Annotated in this window: 3 protein-coding genes and 1 tRNA gene; 2 read left to right on the top strand and 2 right to left on the bottom strand. The window is 58.6% G+C overall.

Annotated elements, in window-relative coordinates; all coding sequences use genetic code 11:
• Nucleotides 1-30: 30 nt before the first annotated feature.
• Nucleotides 31-243, bottom strand: a complete 213-nt coding sequence (locus ACFYNS_RS31820) for a hypothetical protein (protein WP_388606373.1) — start codon at nucleotides 241-243, stop codon at nucleotides 31-33.
• A 190-nt stretch (nucleotides 244-433) separates the two neighbouring features.
• Between ACFYNS_RS31820 and ACFYNS_RS31815 the strand changes: the two genes are divergently transcribed.
• Nucleotides 434-793, top strand: a complete 360-nt coding sequence (locus ACFYNS_RS31815) for a hypothetical protein (RefSeq protein ID WP_388606371.1) — start codon at nucleotides 434-436, stop codon at nucleotides 791-793.
• A gap of 89 nt (nucleotides 794-882) precedes the next feature.
• Here ACFYNS_RS31815 and ACFYNS_RS31810 read toward each other — a convergent pair.
• Nucleotides 883-950 (bottom strand) — tRNA-OTHER (locus ACFYNS_RS31810).
• Nucleotides 951-1,214: 264 nt separating this feature from the next.
• Here ACFYNS_RS31810 and ACFYNS_RS31805 point away from each other — a divergent pair.
• On the top strand, nucleotides 1,215-2,690 hold the full coding sequence (locus ACFYNS_RS31805; protein ID WP_388606369.1) for a P-loop ATPase, Sll1717 family: 1,476 nt from the start codon (nucleotides 1,215-1,217) through the stop codon (nucleotides 2,688-2,690).
• Nucleotides 2,691-3,432 lie beyond the last annotated feature (742 nt).

The raw sequence follows: 3,432 nt of genomic DNA, 5'->3' as shown, positions 1-3,432 counted from the left end.
GCGAGAGCCGGGCCTCCGACCTGCCCACCATCAGCACCGAACGCAAGAACGGTCTGCCGACTCCGTCGGCAGACCGTCACGAAAGTTCGAGGCTAGGCCTTGCCCCATCTGTCCCTCAAGCGACTGCCGGGGCCTGACCGTGACCGTGGCATGCCCCCGAAGCTCCGGATCTGCCATCAGCCAGCGGCGGAGAGTGGTTGCCGACTGTGAGGCGTCGGCGCCGAACGCGATATTGATGTCCAACTAGCTCATCCTTCCTCGACGCAAGCCTCATCTCTGTTCATCGTAGAGGTGGTTCCTTACCCGTATCAGGACATGTTTCGGAGAAGTCGGATCGCTTCGTCTTCCCGAACGGCCCAAGCGGCAGATCGCCCTGGACACGGTCGACGAAACTGGGAGGGAATCACGGCTGCGGGCCGCGTACGAACCTGCCGTGCGCATCGGTCTCCGGCGCGGGGACGTCCTCGGCTTGCGCTGGCAGGAAGTGGACCTGGAAGCGGGAGTGCTCACGGTCCGGCAGACACTTCAGCGCGTCGGGGGCGAACTCTTCATCGGCCTCCCGAAGACGCAACGGTCGGCGCGTCGGGTGGCGCTGCCTGCCGAGTGCCTGACAGCACTCCGCGCACGTCGTGCAGAGCAGCAGGACAGCTTGATCCGCGTGACGATGGACATCTACACCTTCGTCCGGCTCGACTCCCAGCGGTCCGCCTTCGACCGCGTAGGCGATGCCCTGCGTGACATCAACGAGGGCGACGACGCTGACGGAGCGAGCGGCGTTCCCGCCCCCGTCTGATCTTCTCCGTGGCCGTTGATGTCAGAACTGATGTCACGGCTATGCCAGAGGCCCCGTTCCGATCATGGAACGGGGCCTCTGACCTGCGGAGCCGCCTGTCGGATTCGAACCGACGACCTTCTGTTTACAAGCTCTACAGAGATCGGCCAGAGACGGCTATAGGAGCCGTACCCGGGCGGGAGAGCGGGGCTGAACAGCGTCGGCGGTTGCTGGGGTTGCTGTACCGCGCTGCTGTACGGGCGATGGGTCATGGGAGGGGAGGTCGGTGCCGCTCTGTCCGCAGTGACGGCATCCCCCTTTGACGTATCCGACAGCGCCACTCCCCGACGGACTACTCCAATAGTCCCAAACGCAGTACCCCCTAGCCGAGAACAGTTATCCTGAGTCAGGACAGGTTGGATCGTTCTGCGGAGGGGTAGTAGTGCTGAGAATTTCTGAAGCAGATAACTTTGGTGCGATTGACGCTGATGCCGACGAACTACTCCGCGAATGCTTCCAGAGTCATCCTGCTTATATCGCCGCACGCGACAACAAGAAATTTCTCATTTTGGGGCGCAAGGGCTCCGGAAAGACGGCGATTTTCAAGAGATTTCTGACAGATAGAAACCCCTATGAATTCGCATATGGCCATTCTTTCGATGATTACCCTTGGCAGCATCATGACCTACAGGCTCAAACAGGAGTACCGGAAGAGAGGCGTTACTTTCATAGCTGGAAGTATCTGACTCTCATGGGGCTCGCCAAAATCCTACTCAACGTAGACCAGAGCCAACCTTGGAGTGACGACTCTTTTGACGCCGTCCAGGCTCTCGAAGATTTTGTAGTTGACTCCTATGGTTCGCGCGACCCGGATGTGCGGCAACTTTTCAGCCCTAGTAAAGAGCTGCGCTTTAAGGGCACCCTGAAGATTCCATATTTTGAATTTTCAGGCGAGCGAGTGCGGATTAAAGATCTACCTCCGCACATCCAAGAGGTAAACCGGGTCATCCAAGAGCACGTTCTCCGCGCACTGAACCCCGACCACTCCTACTACATTTGCTTTGATCAACTCGACCTTGGCTTTACGAAGGAGGACGTGGCCTACTCTCATAGGCTAATTGGTCTGATTCTTGCCGCTAGAGACCTATTCCTTGCCGCCCGCAACAAAGGCAAGAAACTCAATATCGTAGTCTTTTTGCGTGATGACATCTACCAGGATCTTCAATTTGAGGACAAGAATAAGATCACGGAGAATTTCTCCGAGTTGGTCGCATGGAGCGAATTCGGAGATGGGCTTTCATTGAAGATGCTGATGGAAAGTCGATTTAGTCGCGTTCTTGGTGACGCGGATGACTTGCACGTCCCATGGGATAGCGTGTTCGACGAGACGCGTGAGATGCCTAGCAGGCAAAGCAAGTATAAGCATATCTGCGACCGTACGTTTTTGCGGCCACGCGACATAATTAAATTCTGCAACGAAATCCTCCGCCAGTACAAAGCTCCCCTTTTTGATGCTGGCTCTCAATTCGACAACCAAGTGGTACACGAAGCCAGGTCAGGATACTCTGACTATCTCCTCAACGAGCTTGACGATGAGATTGCCAAGCATGTCCCTAAATACAAAGAGTATTTGGAGGTACTTAAGGAGATCGGGTCCGTGCATTTTCCACTGGAAGACTTCGCAAATTCCTTTGAGAGAAGGGAAAGCCTTGCGGGGATCGATCCGGTTTCTGCCTTGGGGCAACTCTTCGAGTTCTCGATCGTGGGTTATCTCAAGCCAGGAGGAAGGGGCGGAGGGTCGGAGTATGTTTGGCGGTACCGCGATCCCCGAGCACGCTTCAACACTTCAGCAGAGGTATTTCGCGTGCACCCCGGCTTCAAAGAGGCGTTGGATCTCCTGAGTAGGCAGATTTCGTAGCTGAGGTCCAGAAGTCGGTGGAGCGGATTGGGCTGAATCTGTCTTGGCGCAAGAGAACGGGTATCGGACACTCGTCAGCGTATTGGGCTGCCTCCTCACCTGCCCCCAGTGCACATTCATGTTTCCCGACTATTCGAGCGCTGCTGTTGCCTCAAGTGGGGAAAGTCAGCCACGACGGCGGGACAGACGCACGAGCACCCGCACGTGCGCCCCCCTCAGCCACCCACCGGCATCAGCCACGCTTACAAAGTTCTGATCTTTGACCCGCAGACGCCTCCGCGCAGCCCCGGCCAGCCACCTGGGGATGGCGGTACCGGTTCGCAGACCGCGACGAGACCTGGGCGCCGCGCCACGGGTCTTCCCGGCGCTTTGAACTCGACAGTACAACGCTGGTCGGCAACGTACGCGGTCTTGCTGCTGACGTTCGCCGTTGGCTGGCGAAGTCGTGAGCCGACGTGTTCCGGGCTTCCTTACTGGGCTGGCGGGTTGCTGCGCTGGACTGCGCGCTGAGCGGGCCGGGGTCGGCGCGGAGCGGGGCGGAGACAGGAGCGGGCGGCGGCCACGGGCCGCCAGCGCGCGCGGCCCGCGTCAGCGGGCCGCCTTGAAGTCGTAGAGAAAGTTGTTACGCGCGACTGGTTCGTGGCCTGTGTCCGGTCTCGGTAGATGCTTGACACTTCGGTCCCAGCTGATGGCTGACGGTGGCCGTGTTCGGTTTTGCTGTGCGCGTCGTTGCGGTGCGTGT

It is taken from the genome of Streptomyces sp. NPDC006925 (assembly GCF_042869575.1).
Lineage (GTDB): Bacteria > Actinomycetota > Actinomycetes > Streptomycetales > Streptomycetaceae > Streptomyces.
The sequence above is the reverse complement of the archived record's forward strand: the minus strand, read 5'-3'. Positions and strand labels throughout refer to the sequence as shown.